Source organism: Nonomuraea sp. NPDC001699 (assembly GCF_053596455.1).
The window spans coordinates 414,827-430,728 of sequence record NZ_JBSFGF010000006.1 but is presented as its reverse complement, the minus strand read 5'-3'; the positions used below and the strand labels follow the sequence as shown (position 1 = coordinate 430,728).

The following is a 15,902-nucleotide window of genomic DNA, read 5'->3' as shown; positions in this document are numbered from 1 at the left end:
TGCGGGCCTGCTGCCCGTGACCTGGGAACACGGTGCCTGAAGGGGGCCGGGTGGGGTGGAGGCGAACGCCGTTCTGTGGATGAGGGGACAGGAAGGGAACGAGCCTGTGGACGACGGCCGTACGAAAGACGGGGATCAGCTGGAGAGGTCGCGAAGGGCCGTGTAGAAGGCGTGGTGACGGCCGAGTTCGCGTTCGACCGGCTCCACCACCATCGTCGCCGACACCGCCGCCACCCGGCGGCGCATCTCCCGCTCCAGCCGTTCCCGCTCGCGTGAGGCTCCCAGCTCGACGAAGTTGCGCGAGGCGATGCCGGACAGGGCGCCCAGCCCGAGCACAGAGGCGATCATGAGCGCCACCCACGGCAGCGCGGCGCCGTCGCCGACCAGTTGCAGGGTCGCGGGCAGCTGCCTGGGCACGGTCAGCCCGGCCACCAGCCAGACCACGCCGGCCACGAACGCCACCACCAGCAGGTACTGCCACACCTTGAGCAGCCGCCACCAGCCGGGCACCCGGTCGAGGCGCGGCGCCACTTCCGTGAGCTCCTCGGTCAGCGCCTTCGGCAGCTGGGACGCGTGCGAGCGCGCCGCCTGTTGCACTGCGGTCCGCCACACCGGGTCCATCCCGGACGACAGCCCGTCGGTGAGCGCCTGCACGGCGTTGGCCACCTCGGCGGACTGCGCGCTCACCGAGCCGGTCGTGATGCCGCGGATCTCGTCGCCGACGTCCTGGAGACGCAGGCTCTTCAACGGATCCGGACGGAACTTGGCGAACCACCGCGGATACGGCCAGCCGACCCACTGGCTGGACCGCTCGGCGTAGACGTTCTCCATGGCCTCCCCGACGGCGGGGACGCCGATCGCGTCGCAGAGCGCGTCGGTGAGCCCCATCCTGCGCGCCTCGTCGACCGACGACGGCACGAGCAGCGCGTCGCCGAGCGGCATGGCCTCGCCGAGCCGCTGCTCCATGCGCTGGAGGTCGGCCTCCAACTTCTGGATGGCGGCGCGGCGGCGGCCGACGGCGGTCGCGATCACGCTCTTGAGGCTCTCGACCCCGCGCCCGGTGACGGCCGAGGTGGGGACGACGCTGGGATGCTCCACGCCTTCCCTGCGCAGCAGGTCGTTGAGGTCGATGACCAGCTCGGCCAGCTCCGCGGCGGAGAGCTTGTCGGCCTGGTTGAGCGCGAACACGGTCACCGCGTCGTGCCCGGCCAGCTCGGTGACGTAGCGGCGGTGCGTGGAGGCGTCGGCGTACTTCTGCGGGTCGAGCACCCACACCACCAGGTCGGCCAGCCCGATGAGCCGGTCGGCCTCGTTGTCGCTGAGCGCCCGGATCGAGTCGTGGTCGGGCAGGTCGAGCAGGATCAGCCCGTGGAGCTGGCTGTCGCCCTTGTCGAGCGCGCTGGTACGGGAGAAGCGGTGGCGCTGCTGGATCCGCAGCCAGTCGAGCAGCGGCGCCGAGCCTTCCAGCCCCCACACACAGGCGTGGGTACGGGCGGTCGTCGGGCGGCGTACGCCCGTGGGCGACAGCTCAAGCCCCGAAATGGCGTTGAACAGGGACGACTTGCCGCTGCCCGTGCCGCCCGCGAGAGCGACCACGGTGTGCTCGGACGACAGCTTGAGCCGGTCGCCCGCGTGCATCAGCAGCGCTCCGGCCTCGGTGAGCAGCTTCTGGTCGAGCCGTCCGGGGCCGAGCTCCACCACCTTGTTGAGCGCGGCCAGCCTCGGCGCGAGCCCCGCCCTCGGGGGCGTGGTCGTCGTCATCGGGCGACCTCAAGGTTGTAGGTCGCCTGGAAGAGGCGGGTCGCGACGGACTCGTCCGGGATGCCCGCGGAGTCGAGAGCGTGTACGTAACGCATGGATTCCTCGTCGAACAGCATGCCTATCCTGGCTCGCAGGTCACTGAGCGCCTTGGAGCCGATGCCGCGTAGCGACTCCGCTCCGAGCAGCGCGTTCACGAGCCGGTGCGGGACGCCCGACCCGTCGCCGCCGCTGAACATGGCGACCGTGAAGATCAGGGAGAGCGCGTCGGGATCGAACGAGACGAGCTTGGACACCGAGCGCTTGGTCACGCCCTCGGTCCGTACGAGCTCGTTCAGGTGATCCTGCCAGGACGCGATGGCGCGCCCGGCGTGCCGCAGAAGGTTGTCCGACGGGCGGTCCAGCCCTTCGACGAGCTTGGCGCCCAGCTCCGAGCGGTGCCGCCAGCGCGCGACCACCTCCTCGGCGGCGCGGTTGGCCGCGGCGACGATCACCGACTCCAGCCCGGCCCGGATCGCCGCCTTGAACGCCAGCACCCGCTCGGGCGTCTGTCTGCCCGCCTTGCCGCCCTTGCCGAACTGCAGCGAGCGCATGAGGTCGCCGGAACCCGCGAAGTCCTGCCAGCGGGCCAGCACCTCGCCGTGCAGCAGCGAGCCGTTCTTGGACGCCTTGTCGATCTCGGCCAGCGCGCCCAGGTAGGCGGCCTCCACGTCGCTGCGCAGCTCGGCCCGGAACACCGCCTGGCCCTCCAGGTGCCTGGCCAGCGCGGGCACGCGGGTGCGGAAGCTGTTGAGCACCCCGTTCAGGGTCTCCTGCACGGCCTGCGCGCGGCGCGCCTCGTCGACGGAGAGCTCGGCCAGCCAGAGGCGCAGGTCGGTGACCTCGCTGTCGGGCAGCCTGCCGTCGGTCACCGTCGCCTCGTGGATCACGAACCTGTCGATGTCGCCCAGGCCGTATTCGGTCAACATGCGGACGAAGTGCTTGAGCACGACGTCGGCCGAGCGCGGCTGCACCCGCGACAGCACGATGGCCAGGCGGGCGCCGCGCTCCTTGGCCAGGCGCAGGAGGTTCCAGGCGGGGGCGTCGGCGTAGCGGGCGGCGGTGGTCACGAAGATCCACAGGTCGGCGGCGTCGAGCATGCGGTGCGCGATCTCGTGGTGCTCCTCGACGACCGAGTCGATGTCGGGGGTGTCGAGCAGCGCTACGCCCTGCGGCAGCTTCTCGGTGGACACGACGACCAGGCCGTCCGTGCCGCTGTCGGGCGACGGCCGTTCCAGCCGTTCGAGGCCGGCGAGCAGCTCGCCCTCGGCGAACCAGCTCCTGTCGTCGGGGTGGCAGGCGAGGATCGGGGTGCCGGTGGTCGGGCGGCGCACTCCGGTGCGGGAGATGTTCCGCTCCGCCAGGGAGTTGACCAGGGTGGACTTGCCCGCGCCGGTGGAGCCCGCGATCACGATCAGCGCGGGGGCGGTGTTGGTGCGCACCCTGGGCAGGACGTAGTTCTCCAACTGGGCGAGCAGGTCGGCCCGTGCCTGCCTGGCCTCCTCGGCTCCTGGCAGGTCGAGGCTGAAGCGCAGGTCGGACACGCTTTCGCGCAACGCGCGCAGCGCCGCCGTCATGGCCTCGACGACCTCGGCGGGCAACTCCTCGACCCGCTGCCCTGCTTCCGCGCCCTGCGGATCTTCCGGCTCCGGCACGGCGTCCGCGTCGGTGTCGGTGTCGGTGTCGGTGTCGGTGTCGGTGTCGGCATCCGGGTCGGTGTCAGGATCGGTCTCGCCGCTGTCGTCGGCGGGATCGGCGGCATCCGTTCCGGTCTTGTCGGCCTCACCCGGGATCGTGACGTCGTCGGTGTCGGCCTCGACGTCGAACTCCTCTTCCGCCAGGTCTCCCGGGTCGGTGGGGTAGTCGGCGTCTGCGGGGACATCGGTGGCGGCAGTGTCTTCGGTGGTGGCGGTGTCGCTGGGTTCGTCGTCGGCGGGGGTGTCGTCGAGGTCGCCGTCGTTGTCGTTGTCGTCAAGGGCGATCGCCTCGACGGGGACGTCCTCGCCTTCCGTAGAAGGCGCCGCTTCGGCTTCGGGAGCGGGGTCGGATCCCGCGTCGGCCTGAGTGGCGGGACCGGCGTCGGCGTCCTCGCCTTCGAGGTCGGTCGCCTCGGCGAGGGCGCCGGTGTCCACGTCAGCGTCGGGAGCGGTGTCGAGGTCGGGGTCGCTGTCAGAAGCAGCGCTCACCTCGGAGGGAACGGCATCCGCGTCGGGGGCGGGGGCGACGTGGGGAAGGGGGCCGTCCGTGGTGGGCGGGCGGTCGTCGCCTGTGGTGTCCGTCTCGTCGTGCGTATCCCGTGGTGAGAACTCTTCGGGGTGTGGGTCGAGCGGAGCGTCGTTCGGGGGTGCGTCGTCGTCGCCAGAAGCCGCGTCGGCCGGGACGTGCTCGGGCTCGATGTCGGAAGGGGTGGCTCCGGTGTCGTCCGCGTCGGCGTTCGGGCTCGCGGCCACCGGGTCAGGCTCCGCGTCCGGGGTCGGCTCGGGGGCGGCGGGCTGGTGGGAGGGGGCGGCGGGTTCTTGGGCGGCGCGTTCCCAGAAGGCGGGCGGCCTCGGGCGCGGGTCGTTGCCCTCGCGCGGCTCGGCAGGGCGGGCCGGGGTGAACAGGCTGGGCCGTTCGGCGGGACGCGCCGGAGTGAAGAGGCTGGGGCCGGTGGGCTGGCCGGTCTCCGTCTCGGCGGACGGCCGTTGCGGCGCCGAGGGCACCTGCCGCGTGAAGGGACGCTGCGGCGCGGCCGGCTCCTGCGACGCCGAGGCCGGCGGCCCGGACGGGTGAGGCGGGGCGGCGGGATCGTCGGCACGCGGCGGCCGCTGGAAGAGCGAGGGCCGGCCGGCGGAGGACGACGGCTCGTCCGCAGCGGACGGCAGCCGTTCGGCAGAGGACCGCGACGGCAACCCCGAGGAGGACCGTTCAGCAGAGGACCGCGACGGCAAACCCGAAGAAGACCGCTCAGCGGAAGACCGCGACGGCAAACCCGAAGAGGACGACGGCCCTTCGGTGGGGGGAGGCGGCGGGGCCGCAGGAGGTTGGGGGGCCTCGGGGGACGAAGGGGCCGGGTTTCCGGGGTCGGGCAGGTCGTCGTCCGTCACCGGACGGAAGCTCAACGTCTGCTCCCCCAACGACTCGTGCCGCCCGTCATCCATGGCGGTGTTCACGGCAATCGCTCCGCTCGAACCATCTCGACCTCCTGGCCGACCCGCACGACGTCGCCGACGATGACGATCGCCGGAGGCCGTATCCCAGCCGCGGACACGCGGTCGGCCACGGTGGAAAGCGGTGCGATTACCGCCCGCTGGGTCGGAAGGGTACCGTCCTGTACCACCATTACGGGAGTCTCCGGCGCACGTCCGTCTCGAAGGAGCGCCTCGGCCACCTTCGGCAGCCGCTCGACGGCCATCATCAGCACCAGTGTGCCCTGGGAACGGGCCAGGCCGGGCCAGTCGACGGTGGAGGCCGGGTCGTCGGGCGCGACGTGCACGGAGATGACGTGGAACTCCTGGCTGACCCCGCGATGCGTCACCGGCACCCCGGCAGCGGCCGGGACCGCGACGGCGCTGGTGATGCCGGGCACGACGAGCACGGGGATGCCGGCCCGGGCGCAGGCGATCATCTCCTCGCCGCCGCGCCCGAACACGAACGGGTCGCCGCCCTTGAGCCGGACGACGAACTTGCCCTGCCTCGCCCGGTCGACCAGCAGCTCGTTGATCTTCTCCTGGGACAGCGACCTGCCGTAGGGCACCTTGGCGGCGTCGATCAGCTCGACGTCGGGGGCGAGCTCGTCGAGCAGCGCCCGGGGCGCGAGCCGGTCGGCGATGACCACGTCGGCCTGGGCGAGGAGCTGCCGCCCGCGCACGGTGATCAGGCCGGGGTCGCCGGGACCGCCGCCGACCAGGGCCACGCCGACGGGCTTGGTGCGGTTGCGCCGGGCGTCGACCGTGCCGTCGCGCAGCGCGTCGACGACCGCGTCGCGGATGCCCGCGGCCCTGCGCGGATCGCCGCCCGCGGTGACGGCCACGCTGATCTCGTCGACCCGGCCGGAGGCCGGGGTCCAGGCGGCGGAGGCATCTTTGTCGTCGGCGCGCACGCACCACACGCGCTTGGCCTCCGCCTCGGCGGCGACCGCGGTGTTGACGGCCCTGTCGTCGGTGCACGCCTGCACGAGCCAGGCGCCGTCGCAGTCGCCGACCTCGTACGGCCGCGCGTGCCAGGTGACCCGGCCCGCCGCGATCAGGTCGTCGAGGGCAGGCGTGACGCCCGGGGACACGACGGTGACCTCCGCACCGGCCTCTAGCAGCGCGGGAACACGCCGCTGGGCGACGCGGCCGCCGCCCACGACGAGGACCCGGCGGCCGGAAAGCCGCAGGCCGAGGAGGTAGGGACCCATGGGGGGAATCTCCCGTTCGCGAAGGTTGTGTTCGGAGGTAAACCTACCGGCTCACCGTGCGTCGTTCGCTGCACACGGCTCAACGGCCGTCAAGAAGAGGCTGCGACGGGTCCCAGCGTGGCCCGCCCTGAGCGTCTTTGCGGCGTCTGGCCATGGCCGAGAGTGCCTCAAGAATAACGCGGTTCCCGAGGAACGCGGTGATGTCGGCGTGGTCGTACGGCGGCGAGACCTCCACCACCTCCATCCCGGCCACGGGCAGCTCGTAACAGATCCTGCGCACGGCGTCGAGGAGCTGCCTGGCCGACAGGCCGCCGGGCTCGGGCGTGCCGGTGCCGGGGGCGTGCCCGGGGTCGCAGACGTCGATGTCCACGGACAGGAAGACCTGGTCGCACTCGTCGAGCGCGATCGTGAACGACTCCGTCAGGCACTCCTCCAGCCCGCGCGTCACGATCTCGGTCATCTCGTACGAGCGCATGCGCTGCGCCGCCATCCAGTCGAGCGTCTCGGGCTCGGGCCAGTAGCCGCGCAGCCCGATCTGCAGGAACCTGTCGCCCCGGATGGCGCCGGACTCGATGAGCCGCCGCATCGGCTGGCCGTGTCCGTGCAGGTGGCCGAACTCGATGTCGCCGGTGTCGGCGTGAGCGTCGAAGTGGATCATGGACGTGCGGCCCGGCTCGTACGCCCTGGCGGTGCCCCGGGCGTCCGGCAGCGCGACGGTGTGGTCGCCGCCGAGCACCACGGGCACGGCCCCGGAGGAGGCGATCCGGTGGACCGCGTCCTCGATGGCGGCCAGCGAGCCCTCGACGTCGCCGGAGTAGCACTCGACGTCGCCCGCGTCGAACACCCTCAGGTCGCGCAGGGCGTCGACGCGCAGGGCCAGGCTCGGACGGGACCCGTTGTGCGGCAGGTAGCAGGTCTGGCGCAGCGCCATCGGCCCGAACCTGGCGCCCGGCCGGTTGGAGGTGCCCCCGTCGAAGGGGGCGCCGATGATCACGACGTCGGCGCCGGCATGACTGGCCGGGTCCGCGAGGTCGCAGCGCTCGACGCCGAGGAACGTGATGTCGGGGCCGAACATGGGACCGTACCGGGACACTGCTCACCTCACGTGCTGTCTGGCGTGTCCCCCATCATCACACGGGTTTCTCGGTGACCCCCGCCGAGTCGAACGTCGCCACGTCGTGCATCACCCGTACGGCCGCGCACACCAGCGGATGCGCGAGCAGGCCGCCGGTGCCCTCGCCGAGCCGCAGCTCCAGGTCCACCAGAGGGCGCAGCCCGAGGTGGTCGAGCGCGGCGGCGTGGCCGGGCTCGGCCGAGCGGTGACCGGCCACGCAGTGACCGCTGACGTGGGGGTCGAGCGCGGCGGCGGCCAGGGCGGCCGAGCCGGCGATGACGCCGTCGAGAATCACCGGCACCCGGTTCGCCGCGCCGCACAGCACGAAGCCCGCGATGGCCGCGTGCTCGAACCCGCCCACGGCGGCCAGCGCGCGCAGGGCGTCGCTCGGCCCGGTGCCGCCCGGCAGGCCGTTGACGCGCAGCGCCTCGCGGACGATGTCCACCTTGTGCGCGTACGTCTCGTCGTCGATCCCGGTGCCCCTGCCGGTCACCTCGGCCGGGTCCTTGCCGGTGAACACGGAGATCAGCGCGGCCGAGGCGGTGGTGTTGGCGATGCCCATGTCGCCGGTGATCAGGCAGCGGGCGCCCTTGTCGATCAGCTGCCGGGCCACCGCGATGCCCGCCTCCAGCGCCCTGACGGCCTGGTCGACGCTCATGGCGGGGCCGCGGGACAGGTCAGCGGTGCCGTACGCGACCTTGCGCTTGATCAGGTCGGGGGCGTCGGGCAGGTCGGCGGCGACGCCGACATCCACGACCGTCACGGAGGCGCCCACCTGGGCGGCGAAGGCGTTGGCGACCGCGCCCCCGGCCAGGAAGTTGGCGACCATCTGCGTGGTGACCTCCTGCGGCCACGGGCTGACGCCGCGCGCGTGCACGCCGTGGTCGGCCGCGAAGATGGCCAGGGCGGCCGGCTCGGGCACGGGCGGCGGGCAGACGCCGGAGGCGCCCGCAAGGCGTACGGCCACCTCCTCCAGAGCCCCGAGCGCGCCGCGCGGCTTGGTGAGCCGGTCCTGGTGGGCACGGGCCTCGGCGAGCGCCTCGGGGTCGGCGGGACGGATGGCTGCCAGGGTCTCGGCGAGCACGGGACACCTCCACTTAGTGAACGAGCTGGAGCGCTTCCTCGTAGCGGTCGATCACGACGTCGGCCAGCGTCTCGCAGTCGCCGATCACCTCGGCGCAGCGGATGTCGAGGTCGGGGTGGCCCGCGCCGTAGGCCAGGGCCTGCGCCCACACGCGCTCCAGCAGACCGCCCGCGAACAGCAGGTACGGCACCACGATCACGCGCTTGGCGCCCAGCCGCCGGCAACGTTCGAGCCCGCCGGGCACGCCGGGCGGCGTCACCGAGACGAACGCGGTCTCGACGGTCATGTAGTCGTAGGCGTGCGTCTCCCAGAACAGCCGCGACACCCGGTGGACCTCGGCGTTGGCGACGGCGTCGGTCGAGCCCTCGCCGACCAGCACGACCGCCGTCTCGCCCGGCTCGACCTGCCCGGGGGCTTCGTCGAAGGCCGGCGTGTCCACGGCGCGCAGCCGGGGGCGGGCGCCGACCAGCTCCAGGGGGCGCGGTCTGGCCATCTCGGCGGCGGCCTCGCCGAGCCGGTCGGCCAGCAGCGCCAGCACGCGCGGGTCGGGGCCGAGGGGACGGCCGTAGTCGTACATGAGGGTGGGGTGGCGCTGCTGTTCGAGCGCCATCGCGGCCGGGAACTCCTCGCCCACCCTGCTGAGACTGAGCGGCAGCGCGACGAGACGGTGGTGGCCGCGCGCCATCAGGGACGCCACGGAGTCGCTCAGGCGCGGCGTGGCGCGTTCCAGGTAGCCACCGGAGACGTCGACGGCCGTCTGGTCGAGGCGGCAGCGGAGCCGGTGGACGAACCTGCCGAACTCCGCGGCGTAGGCGTCATCGTTCGAGCCCTGCCCGATCAGCAGGAGCGGCGGCTTCATTGAGGGAATCTCCGGTGCGTAGACAAAGTCACGCGAGGATAACCGATACGTGCCCGTGGGGGACAGGTCACGCTGCGTGCACGGGCCTGGCGTGCACCACGAAGACGGGGTCGGCGGAGGTCAGGCGGTGCGACCCGGCGGCGCCGAGCGTCAGCCCGGACGCCTGGATCCGCGTGCCCTCGGCGCGGTAGCCGTGCTCGCGCAGCAGGGCGAGCACGGCCACGGCCCGCTCGACCGTGGGGAGCGCGCACACCAGCGCGCGGGGCCCGCGGGCGGCGCAGGCCGCGAGCACGTCGGCGCCGCCGCCGCCGACGTAGACGGCGTCGGGGTCGGGCAGCGGTTCGAGCGCGGCCGGCGCCTGTCCCCTGGTCAGAGCCACTTTGACGCCGTGGGCCAGCACGTTGGAACGCAGGCGGGCGCAGGCGGACTGGTCGCGTTCGACCGCCACGACGGCCGCGCCCAGCCTGGCGCACTCGACGGCGATCTCACCCTCGCCTGCGCCGACGTCCCAGACCAGGTCGCCGAGCCGGGGACCGAGCTTGGCCAGGACGAACGCCCGCACCTCGGCGGGCAGCCCCTTCCCGGACGGCAGCGCCCACTCCGGCGGCCCCGGCTGCGCCCCGGCCAGCCAGCCGGGCTCTCCCGGCCGGTGCAGCGGGTCGATGACGAGCACCACGTCGGGGTCCTTCCAGGGCCGGGTGGTGGCCTCGCCCATGCGGCTGTGCGTGACGCGCTGCTCGGGGCCGCCGAGGTCCTCGCAGACGATCAGGGCGCGCGGCGTGGTCGGCGCCAGCTCCCTGGCGATCTCGGCGGGGCCGACGCCGGGTGCGACGAGCAGCGCGACCTTGGGGTGGGCGCGGCAGGCGTTGACCACGCGGGCGAGCTGGCCGGGGCCGGAGGGGGCGACGACGAGGGCGTCCTCCCAGTTGAGCCCGGCGCAGGCGAAGGCGCGGCTGATCAGCGAGGTGGCCGGGAGCACGTCCGGCCGGAGGCCGTGCGCCCGTAACATGCGGACGACTCCGAAGAAGCCGGGATCGCCCTCGGCGACCACGACGGCCGGCCCGCGGCCCTGTCCGAGGTGGCCGTCGAGGGCTTGCAGCAGGTCGCCGTCGTTCGCGGCCCGTCCTTCGACCCTGAGCCGGCCGAGAATGGCGGCGGGGCCGACGACGAGCTCCGCCTCACGCAGCCTGTCCGCGGCCCTGGCCGGCAGCTCGACCCCGTCCCAGCCGACAACCGTGATCATTCAGCCTCACCGTCCTCATCCCCAGGGTGACGGTTCACGCCGGGTTTCACCATGGGTCGGCGGGGCCAGTCCGCCGTGCCCTCAGGCCAGGTCGGACGGGAGGAGGCTGTAGACGACCAGGTCCTCGCCGCCGAGCGCGGCGCGGGCGACGCCCTCGCGGGTGAAGCCGGCCTTCTCCGCCACGCGCTGTGAGCCCGGGTTCGACACCGCCGCCCGCAGTTGCAGCCGGCGGAAGCCGTGGCGCTCGAACAGCCAGCGGGCGATGCCGGTCACGGCCTCGCCCGCGTAGCCGTGGCCGCGGGCCCAGGGGGCGGTCATGTAGCCGACCTCGGCCGTACGGTTGTGCCAGTCGAGGTCCCTGAGGTCCACGTTGGCCACGAAACGGGTGGTCGTGAACTCCTCCACGGCGAACGCGATGCCCGCGCCCCTCATCCGCATACGTTCGCAGATGTCGATGAAGCCGCGGGCGTGGTCCTCGGTGTAGTCGCGGGGGACGCCGGTCCTGGCCTGGGTGAGCGGGTCGGCGGCGGTGGCGGTCAGGTCGGGGACGTCGGCGAGATTGGGCTGCCTGAGCAGCAGCCGGGGCGTGCGCAGCTCGGTCTTCGGCAGGGCGGGCGCGGGCTCGCCGGAGTCCTCGCGCAGCCGTCCGAGGACGACCAGGTCGTGCGGGCCGTCCTCCTCCAGCACGGCGGCGCGCAGCACGCCTTCCCAGGTGAAGCCCGCTTTGAACGCGACGCGCAGGGAGGCCGGATTGTCCAGGTTCGCGGTCAGGTCGACCCTGCGCAGGGCGGTGGTGGCGAACACCCAGGCGGTCAGGGCGCGTACGGCCTCGGTCGCGTAGCCGCGGCCCCGGTACAGCGGGTGTACGCCGTAGCCGACCTCGGTCGTGCCCGCCGTCCAGGAGGTCTTGAACAGGCTGATGGCGCCCACGATGCGGTCGTCGGCCTCGGTCATGGCCAGGTGCAGGCCCTGCTGCGAGCGGTACAGCTCGTGCACGCCGTGCGTGAGCCACTGGCCGACGCCGGAGGGGTGGACGGGCGCGCCCGGCGGGAGGAAGCGGTCCCCGGGCCCGGACGCGGCCTCGACCACGGCCTCGACCACGGACCTCACACGGTCGGCGTCACGGGGACCGAACGGCCGCAGCACGAGCCGTCCGGCGGCTATGCGCGCATCGGGATCGAACACGTGCGCACCCTACACACCCACGATGTTTGCCCACGAAAGCGGGGGTAGGGGCCGATCGAGAGGAGTGAGGGAACTATGGAACGTGGGAGCGACAAGCACGGTCCGCGCCTGGACGATCAGCAGAAACACGAGACCGAGGGCATGGTCCGCGGCGGCGGCAGCACGCACGCCGAGGAGTGGAAGGAGACCGAGTCCATGCCCGGGCCCGGCGAGGAGTCATTGCAGTCATACCCCCCCGGACACGAGCCCGGCACCCCCCAAGGCATCACCCGGCGGGGCGTCGACATCCGCAGCGACCTGGCCAAGTGGCTCAGCGACACCCATTGGCCCGCGTCCAAGGACGATCTGGTCCAGCACGCCCAGGAGGTGGACGCGCCTGACCAGGTGACCGACATGGTGCAATCCCTTCCCGACCGCCGTTTTGTGAACATCGCCGACGTGGCCAAGGCCCTCGGGCTCGGCCTGGAAGAGCGGAGGTGGTGACCGGTGCGCCTCGACTTCATCCGGCCGCTGTACGAGCGGCGCGGCCCGTACGCCTCGGTCTATCTGGGCGCGCTCACCGAGCCGCAGCGGGAGACGCACTGGCACAGCGTGCGTGACCAGCTCGACGGGACCGACCCCGCCACCATCGACGCCCTGGAGGTGGCCGCCAACCGGCCGGCCCCCGGCCAGGCGCTGTTCGCCACGCACGGGGCCGTGGTGTTGGCCGAGCCGCTGGCGCGGCCGCCGTACGAGCTGGCGACCGTGTCGCCGCTGCCGCACGTCACGCCGATGCTGATGCAGCGCGGCGAGAACGTGCCGCACCTGCGGGTCATCGTGGACCACGCGGGGGCCGAGCTGTCGGTCTTCGGCGGCGGCGCGGCGCGCACGACCACCGTGGAGGCGGCCGACTGGCCGCTGCAGAAGACCGCCCAGGGCGGCTGGTCGCAGAAGCGGTACGAGCGGGGCGCCGAGGAGACGTGGGAGAAGAACGCGGTCGCCGTCGCCCGCGAGATCGACGAGCAGGTCCGCAGGATCGGCGCCGAGCTGATCATCGTGGCCGGCGAGCCGAAGTCGCGCTCCTACCTGCTGCAGCACCTCAGCACCAAGTCCGCCGACCGGGTGATGATGGTCGAGCACGGCAGCCGCTCCGACCACGGCCAGTTCGAGGAGGACGTCGAGCGCGCGCTGGACGACTGGCTCGACCGCCGCCGCGCCGAGCTGCTCGACCGCCACCGCGAGTCCTCGGGGCCGGCGGGCCTGTCCCAGGTCGCGCACGCCCTGCGCGAGGGCAGGGTGCACGCGGTGCTCATGCCCGGCCCGCTCGACCGGAACGTGTGGACCGGCGACGGCGGCACCCAGCTCGCCACCGACCCGGCCGAGCTGCGGCGCTGGGGCGTGGAGCACCCCGTCGAGGAGCGCGCCGACTCGGCCGTGGTCAGGGCGGCCGCCATGACGGACGCCGAGCTGTGGTTCACCGACGACGTGCACGACGTGGCGGCCGTGCTCAGATACTGACGATTTGCGAGGGCGGCCGCTCAGGTGCTGATGATCACTTCGAGCGTCCTGGGGCCGTGCACGCCCTCGACGCGGTTCAGCTCGATGTCGCTGGTCGCCGACGGGCCGCTGATCCAGGTGAGCGGGCGGGCCGGGTCGAGCCTGGCCACCGCCTCGGGCACGCCCGCCACGATCTGATCGGCGCGCACCACGCACACGTGGTGGTCGGGGACTAGCGTCTGCGCCCTGGCGCCCTGGCCGGGCCCGTGGTCGAGGACGATGGTCCCGGTCTCGGCGACGGCCACCGCGCAGGCGGTGAACACCCCGTCGGCGGCGTCCAGCGCGTCCCAGCGCCGGTCGGTCCCGGCCTCCGGGCTGCTCGGCGCCGCCCAGGCGAAGCCGTCCGGGACGATCATCCGGCGGCCCTCGGCCAGCTCGGCCAGCTTGCCGGGCACCTCCTCGTCGGGGAGCACGTGCACGACGGCCCGGTAGTCGCGCACCCGCTCGGCGAACAGGCCCACCACGTCGTCCACCTGCGGGCGGGTCCGGTAGTGCCGGGCGACCTCCACCTCGGGCGCGTCCGCGACCGCCTTCCTGACCTTGGCCAGGATCTCCTCACGCGCGCCCATCGTCACGCTCCCACCAGTCTCTAAAGGATTCTTCAGGGATGTCCGGCACGTCCCGGGTGTCGGTCCAGGCCGACAGCGGGCCGGGGAGCCGCCGTCTGGGCACCAGCCGGCGCAGCCGGCCCGCCACCCGCTGCGCCCTGGCCAGCCGCGCCTGGTCGCCCAGCACCCAGCCGGCGACCTTCATGCCCGCGCGCTCGGCCGCCGCGTGCGGCGCCTTGGCCCGCAGGTCCACCAGCACCTCCGGGATGTCGATGGCCACCGGGCAGACCTCCAGGCAGGCCCCGCACAGGCTGGAGGCGAACGGCAGCGAGGCGTCCAGGTCCGAGGACATGCCCCTGAGCTGCGGGGTGAGGATGGCCCCGATCGGCCCGGGATAGACCGAGCCGTACGCGTGGCCGCCCGCGCGTTCGTAGACCGGGCAGACGTTCAGGCAGGCCGAGCAGCGGATGCAGCGCAGCGCCTGGCGGCCGACCTCGTCGGCGAGCACGTCGGTGCGGCCGTTGTCGAGCAGCACCAGGTGGAAGTCCTGGCCCTCGGTGGCGCCGGTCCACGTGCTGGTGTACGGATTCATCCGTTCACCTGTGGAGCTGCGCGGAAGAAGCTGGAGGAAGACCTCCAGATCCTGCCAGGACGGCAGGAGCTTCTCGATGCCGACGACGCTGATGAGCGTCTCGGGGAGGGTCAGGCACATGCGGCCGTTGCCCTCCGACTCCAGGACGACCAGCGTGCCGGTTTCGGCGATCATGAAGTTGGCGCCGGAGACGGCGACCTTGCTCTTGAGGAAGCGTTCGCGCAGGTGGAGCCGGGCGGCCTCGGCCAGGGCGGGCGGCTCGTCGGTGAGGCCGGGGGGCGCGCCGGGCATGTGGTCGAGGAAGATCTCGCGGATCTCCGACCTGTTGCGGTGGATCGCGGGGACCAGGATGTGGCTGGGGAAGTCGTCCCCGAGCTGCACGATCAGCTCGGCCAGGTCCGTCTCGTACGCGGTGATCCCGCGCCGGGCCAGCGCCTCGTTGAGCCCGATCTCCTGGGTGGCCATCGACTTGACCTTGACCACCTCGGTCTCGCCGGTGGCCGCGACGAGGTCGCCGACGATGCGGTTGGCCTCGTCGGCGTCCCTGGCCCAGTGGACGGTGCCGCCCGCCCGCCGGACGGCCTCCTCAAGCTGGAGCAGGTAGCGGTCGAGGTGGCGGAGGGTGTGGTCCTTGACGGCCTTGCCGGCGGCGCGCAGCTCGGCCCAGTCGGGCAGCTCGCCGACGACGGCGGCGCGTTTGCCGCGAATGGTGTGAGTGGCTTTCCGGAGGTTGAACCGGAGTTGCGAGTCCTCCACGGCTTTCGCCGCATTTTTCGGGAAATTTCCGGGCATGCCGAGGAATGTTGCGCTCATGGGGTCTCTTCCGTGGCTGCGAGGATTTCCGCCAGGTGCATCGTCCTGACTCCCGTCTTCTGGCGGCTCAGGGTGCCGCCGATGTGCATCAGGCACGAGTTGTCGGCCGCGCAGATCACCTCGGCGCCCGTGTCGAGGATGCCGCGCACCTTGTCGGCCCCCATGGCGGCCGACACCGCCGGGTTCTTGACCGCGAACGTGCCGCCGAAGCCGCAGCACTCCTCCGCGCCGGGCAGCGGCACGAGCTCCAGGCCCCGGACCTTCCGCAGGAGCCGGGTGGGCCGGTCGCCGAGATGCAGCCCGCGCAGCGAATGGCACGTCGGGTGATATGTCACCCGGTGCGGGAAATATGCGCCAACGTCGTCGACTTTCAGGACGTCCAGCAGGAACTCGCTCAGCTCGTACACCTTGGGCACGACCTCGGCCACGGCCGCCGCGCCCCTGCTGCCCGGCCGCACCAGCTTCGGGTACTGCTCGCGCACCATGGCCGCGCACGACCCGGACGGCGCCACGACGGCGTCGTACCCGGCGAACACCTCGGTGAACTTCCTGGCCAGCCGCACGCCCTCCGCCCGGTAACCGGTGTTGACGTGCATCTGCCCGCAGCACGTCTGGGCGACGGGGAAGTCCACGTCGCAGCCCAGCCTGCGCAGCAGCGACACGACGGCCTTGCCGGTGCCCGGGAAGAGCGTGTCGTTCACGCAGGTGATGAACAGGGCGACTCGCACGACTCTCCCAATGAATGGTCTG

13 protein-coding genes are annotated in these 15,902 nt (G+C 72.8%); 2 read left to right on the top strand and 11 right to left on the bottom strand.

The annotated features are described in order from the left end of the window. Positions 1-135: 135 nt before the first annotated feature. From ACWCSU_RS21280 to ACWCSU_RS21245, 8 genes are all read right to left on the bottom strand, one after another. On the bottom strand, positions 136-1,761 hold the full coding sequence (locus ACWCSU_RS21280) for a YfjP family GTPase (RefSeq protein ID WP_357705085.1): 1,626 nt from the start codon (positions 1,759-1,761) through the stop codon (positions 136-138). Continuing rightward, positions 1,758-4,688 (bottom strand): dynamin family protein, encoded by a 2,931-nt coding sequence (locus ACWCSU_RS21275; RefSeq protein WP_449936898.1) that lies wholly within the window; start codon positions 4,686-4,688, stop codon positions 1,758-1,760. Before ACWCSU_RS21275 ends, ACWCSU_RS21280 begins: the two co-directional genes overlap by 4 nt. Before the next feature lie 257 nt (positions 4,689-4,945). Next, positions 4,946-6,178 (bottom strand): uroporphyrinogen-III C-methyltransferase, encoded by a 1,233-nt coding sequence (gene cobA, locus ACWCSU_RS21270; RefSeq protein ID WP_449936896.1) that lies wholly within the window; start codon positions 6,176-6,178, stop codon positions 4,946-4,948. A 79-nt stretch (positions 6,179-6,257) separates the two neighbouring features. Further along, the gene (gene speB / locus ACWCSU_RS21265; RefSeq protein ID WP_357705078.1) at positions 6,258-7,271 is read right to left on the bottom strand and encodes an agmatinase; all 1,014 of its coding nucleotides are present in this window, start codon (positions 7,269-7,271) and stop codon (positions 6,258-6,260) included. A 37-nt stretch (positions 7,272-7,308) separates the two neighbouring features. Continuing rightward, entirely contained in the window at positions 7,309-8,376 is a 1,068-nt protein-coding gene (gene cobT / locus ACWCSU_RS21260; RefSeq protein WP_449936894.1) for a nicotinate-nucleotide--dimethylbenzimidazole phosphoribosyltransferase, read from the bottom strand. Between the two features lie 13 nt (positions 8,377-8,389). Next, positions 8,390-9,235, bottom strand: coding sequence for a sirohydrochlorin chelatase (locus ACWCSU_RS21255; RefSeq protein WP_357705073.1), 846 nt, complete (start codon positions 9,233-9,235; stop codon positions 8,390-8,392). Positions 9,236-9,302: 67 nt separating this feature from the next. Continuing rightward, positions 9,303-10,478 carry a bifunctional cobalt-precorrin-7 (C(5))-methyltransferase/cobalt-precorrin-6B (C(15))-methyltransferase gene (locus ACWCSU_RS21250; protein ID WP_449936891.1) on the bottom strand — a complete coding sequence of 392 codons (1,176 nt, stop codon included), beginning with the start codon at positions 10,476-10,478 and terminating at the stop codon, positions 9,303-9,305. Positions 10,479-10,559: 81 nt separating this feature from the next. Next, positions 10,560-11,663 (bottom strand): GNAT family N-acetyltransferase, encoded by a 1,104-nt coding sequence (locus ACWCSU_RS21245; RefSeq protein WP_449936889.1) that lies wholly within the window; start codon positions 11,661-11,663, stop codon positions 10,560-10,562. A gap of 75 nt (positions 11,664-11,738) precedes the next feature. On the opposite strand from ACWCSU_RS21245, the gene ACWCSU_RS21240 reads away from it, so the two are divergent. Together ACWCSU_RS21240 and ACWCSU_RS21235 are read left to right on the top strand one after the other, a co-directional pair. Then, entirely contained in the window at positions 11,739-12,146 is a 408-nt protein-coding gene (locus ACWCSU_RS21240) for a DUF2795 domain-containing protein (RefSeq protein ID WP_357705065.1), read from the top strand. Positions 12,147-12,149: 3 nt separating this feature from the next. Next, positions 12,150-13,160, top strand: coding sequence for a baeRF2 domain-containing protein (locus tag ACWCSU_RS21235; protein WP_357705064.1), 1,011 nt, complete (start codon positions 12,150-12,152; stop codon positions 13,158-13,160). 20 nt (positions 13,161-13,180) lie between these two features. Here the strand turns inward: ACWCSU_RS21235 and ACWCSU_RS21230 are convergent, their stop codons facing one another. The 3 genes from ACWCSU_RS21230 to ACWCSU_RS21220 are packed head-to-tail and all read right to left on the bottom strand — an operon-like array spanning position 13,181 to position 15,880. Beyond that, on the bottom strand, positions 13,181-13,768 hold the full coding sequence (locus ACWCSU_RS21230; protein ID WP_449936887.1) for a LutC/YkgG family protein: 588 nt from the start codon (positions 13,766-13,768) through the stop codon (positions 13,181-13,183). Next, a complete protein-coding gene (locus ACWCSU_RS21225; protein ID WP_449936885.1) occupies positions 13,755-15,152 on the bottom strand; it encodes a lactate utilization protein B in 1,398 nt (465 codons plus the stop codon). The genes ACWCSU_RS21230 and ACWCSU_RS21225 overlap by 14 nt, the downstream gene beginning before the upstream one ends. Further along, positions 15,149-15,880 (bottom strand): (Fe-S)-binding protein, encoded by a 732-nt coding sequence (locus ACWCSU_RS21220; RefSeq protein ID WP_357705058.1) that lies wholly within the window; start codon positions 15,878-15,880, stop codon positions 15,149-15,151. The genes ACWCSU_RS21225 and ACWCSU_RS21220 overlap by 4 nt, the downstream gene beginning before the upstream one ends. Between the last annotated feature and the right edge of the window lie 22 nt (positions 15,881-15,902).